The following is a 3,313-nucleotide window of genomic DNA, read 5'->3' on the forward strand; positions in this document are numbered from 1 at the left end:
GGCCTCTTATGCGGACCCTGCTGTTATGCCGAGGTGGCGGCCGGGAGCCGTCATGGCGACAGCGCCCGGCCGTAGGTGAGCGGCATAATCTACAGACCGTCGAGGAATGCCAGGATGGTATCGGTGGGTTGGTAGCGGCCCGGGGTGGCGTCCTGCGGGGCGGTCCTGGCCAACGCCTGCTCCTTGAGCGCAAGGTCAGCATGGATGTAAATCTGTGTAGTTGCGACGTTTTCGTGCCCCAACCACAAGGCGATCACAGCGGTGTCGACGCCAGCGTGCAGCAGCCGCATCGCGGCGGAATGACGCATGACGTGCGGTGAGACCTTCTTGCCGAGCAGAGTCGGGCAGGAGCGTGTGGCGGTGGCCGCGTGCTTGGTGATGCGTCGCTCCAACCCGTCGCGGCTCAGAGCCTCGCCTCGGCGGGCTGGAAACAGCGGGTCGGAGGGAAGACCGCCACGTTCGTTCATCCAGTTCTTCAACGTGGCGACGGTGCTCACGGCCAGCGGGGTGATGCGCTGCTTTCGCCCCTTGCCCAGGCAGCTGATGTGCGGGCCGACGCCCAGGTGCACGTCGCCCACGGTCAACCCGGTCAGTTCGCTGGCGCGGAGCCCGGTTTGGCAGGCCAGCATCAGTAGCGCATGGTCGCGTCGTCCGGTCCGGGTTCCCTGATCGCAGGCTTCGAGCAACGCGTTGATCTCCTCCTCGGTCAGGTAGGTGACCAGGGTGCGGTCGAAGCGCTTGGGTGGGATCGCCAGCACCCGCGCGATGATCGCGGCGTCCTCGGGACGCTGCAGGGCCGCATGGCGAAACAGCGAATGGATCGCGGCCAGGCGAGCGTTGCGGGTCCGGATGCCGTTGCCGCGGTCGGCCTCCAGATGGTGGAGGAACGCACCGATCAACGGTGCGTCCAGGTCGGCGACATCCAGACGGGAGGGTGGCTTCCCGGTCTGGTCGGCAGCGAAGACCAGCAGCAGTTTGACCGCGTCGCGGTAGGCGGCGATCGTATGGCCGCTGGCCTGCCGCTGCCGAACGAGGCGGTCGGTGAAGAATGACTGCAGGAGTGGCGCGAGGGTGTTCATGGGTGACCTGCCAGGTGAGCGTCCAGGCGTCGTCCGGCCAGCGCCATCAGCTCCGGAGCGGCCGACAGATACCAGTAGGTATGTTTCGGATCGGTGTGCCCCAGGTAGGTCGACAGCCGGGGCATCATGGCCGCCACGTCCGCGTCTTCGCGGTACCAGTCCAGCACGGTGGACACCGCGAAGCCGTGCCGAAGGTCGTGGATTCGCGGTCGGCAGGACGCCGAGCGGCGGGTGATCCCGGCCTGGCTGGCCAGCCGGGTGAAGGTGAGTCCGATGTTGGAATGCAGCAGCCGGGTCCCGGTGGAGGACACCAGCAGGGCCGGGCATGCCCGATACGAACGTGTCCGGTCACGAAGGTCCATGTAGCGTCGCAGGGCCTCGATCGCACTCGGATGCAGCGGCACCAGACGGGACTTGTCGAACTTGGTGTGCCGCACCACCAGCAGCTCGCTGTCGATGTCGAGGTCGGCGCTGTCCAACGCGATCGCCTCGCCGACGCGCAGGCCGCTGACCGCGAGCAGGCCGATCAACGTCTGGTAGGTGGCCGCCCGCAGCTGCGGACGCAGTCCGGCGGCCTCCCGCATCAGCGCGAGGATCTCCGGCTCGGAATACAGATAGGGGGTGGCTCGGTCCGGTCCATGGCGGATCAGACCGGCCGGGAGGACCTCGACGCTGGGATCGATGCTGTGCAGATAGGCGGCGAAACCGCGCACCGCGGACAGACGGATCGCCCGCCAACTGCTCGAGGCTCCAGCGGGCAGCGTCGCCCAAGCCAGTGCGGACTCGGTGGTGGGCGTGTGAACGCCGTGTTCATCGAGGTAGTCGACGAACTGGCTGAGCAGCCGTCCGACGTTGTGGAGCTTGAACCCCAGCGCGCGGCGCAGGCTGAGGTAGTGGTCCAGTTCCAGGCGTAGCGACCGGCGGGTGCTCATGCCGCATCACCGGGCCAGGGACGGACCAGCTGCCGCAGCGTCCGCTGGTCGACCTTCGCGTAGATCGCGGTGGTCAGCAGGCGTTGATGGCGTAGGACCTGTCCGATCTCGGTCAGCGATCCGCCGGCGCTCAGCATCGCGGTCGCCGCGGAGTGCCGCAGCCGGTGGGCGCCGATCAGGCCCAGGCCGGCCCGTCGGCCCGCGATGACCACGACCGTGGTGACTCCGTTGGAGGTCAGCGCCCGGTAGGGGGCCTGGGCGCGGACGAAGACGGTGCCCTCCTGCGCGCGCTCCGGGCGTCCGTCGCGCAGGTAGTCGACGACGGCTTCTCCGACATCGGCTGGTAACGGCAAGCGGTCACATCGGTTGCCCTTGCCCCGCACGGTGATCTCGCCGTGTCGCCAGTGGATGTCGGACAAGGTCAGTGCGGCGACCTCTCCGGCCCGCAGGCCGAGGCGGACGAGCAGGGTGAGGATCGCGAAGTCCCGGCGCCCGGTCGCCGAACCTCGATCGCAGGACGCCAGCAGCGCCGTGACCTGCTCGTCCGGCAGCCCTTTAGGCAGGCTGGTCTGCGTCCAGCCGGGCACCGCCAGCACCGCCGTGGACAGCGGCTTCTCGATCATGCCGCTGATATGGAGGAAACTGAGCAAGGACCGCAGCGCGGTCACCATCCGCCCCACCGAACCCGGTCGCTGGCGGGATTGCTCCAGTACGAACGCGGTCACCTCACCCGCGTCCAGCCCGCCCAGGTCAAGTCGGCCCTCGGTCCCTGCCAGGCCAAGCAGGAACGGGCGAACCAGGCGCACGTTCAGCTCGACGGTCGTGGCCGCCAGGCCCCGCTCGACGCTCAGGTAGTCCCGGTAGCGGGCCAACAGCACCTCCACCGGTGTCGTCGGCGCCGCCGGTGTCACTGGCGGGGCCACTCCCAAGCACCGCAGGTAGTCCAGCAGCGGCCGCAGGGACCGGCCGGTGACGGAGTTGACGTAGCCGAGCGCGCGACGCTCGGCGAAGTAGGCGTCCACCGTGGTCTGCGTCAACGCCGAAGGCTCCAGGTGCCGCTCGAGCATCCAGCGGCTCAAGTGGGCCACCAACCGCAGGTGCCCGGCCGCCGTCAGCGGCGTATACCCCAGCCGCTCCAGCTCAACCCGGAAGGCCACGGCGTACGGAGCCAGCGGACCACGCACCCGAGCCCAACACGGAACCGTCGTCATGATCGTCTCCTCTCGTTCAGGGACCCCTGTCAGGGGCCGTGCAACGAAAGGAACCAGCAGGACGATCCGGAACCTGCGAACATCCCCTTAA

The 3,313-nt window shown here is 68.5% G+C and carries 3 protein-coding genes; all 3 read right to left on the reverse strand.

Features of this window, described 5'->3' with window-relative positions; translation table 11 throughout:
• Nucleotides 1-89: 89 nt before the first annotated feature.
• Genes ACWDA7_RS51475 through ACWDA7_RS51485 form a run of 3 tightly spaced genes read right to left on the reverse strand, consistent with a single transcriptional unit; the run spans nucleotide 90 to nucleotide 3,222 of the window.
• A complete protein-coding gene (locus ACWDA7_RS51475) occupies nucleotides 90-1,079 on the reverse strand; it encodes a tyrosine-type recombinase/integrase (protein ID WP_450614962.1) in 990 nt (329 codons plus the stop codon).
• On the reverse strand, nucleotides 1,076-2,011 hold the full coding sequence (locus ACWDA7_RS51480) for a tyrosine-type recombinase/integrase (RefSeq protein WP_450614964.1): 936 nt from the start codon (nucleotides 2,009-2,011) through the stop codon (nucleotides 1,076-1,078). Before ACWDA7_RS51480 ends, ACWDA7_RS51475 begins: the two co-directional genes overlap by 4 nt.
• On the reverse strand, nucleotides 2,008-3,222 hold the full coding sequence (locus ACWDA7_RS51485; RefSeq protein ID WP_450614966.1) for a site-specific integrase: 1,215 nt from the start codon (nucleotides 3,220-3,222) through the stop codon (nucleotides 2,008-2,010). Before ACWDA7_RS51485 ends, ACWDA7_RS51480 begins: the two co-directional genes overlap by 4 nt.
• Nucleotides 3,223-3,313 lie beyond the last annotated feature (91 nt).

The organism is Streptomyces sp. NPDC001156 (assembly GCF_053598275.1).

What these genes read in the sequence shown, in the direction of transcription:
- ACWDA7_RS51475 (WP_450614962.1), bottom strand. Translation starts at nt 1,079, where the DNA reads ATGAACACCCTCGCGCCACTCCTGCAGTCATTCTTCACCGACCGCCTC.
- ACWDA7_RS51480 (WP_450614964.1), bottom strand. Translation starts at nt 2,011, where the DNA reads ATGAGCACCCGCCGGTCGCTACGCCTGGAACTGGACCACTACCTCAGC.
- ACWDA7_RS51485 (WP_450614966.1), bottom strand. Translation starts at nt 3,222, where the DNA reads ATGACGACGGTTCCGTGTTGGGCTCGGGTGCGTGGTCCGCTGGCTCCG.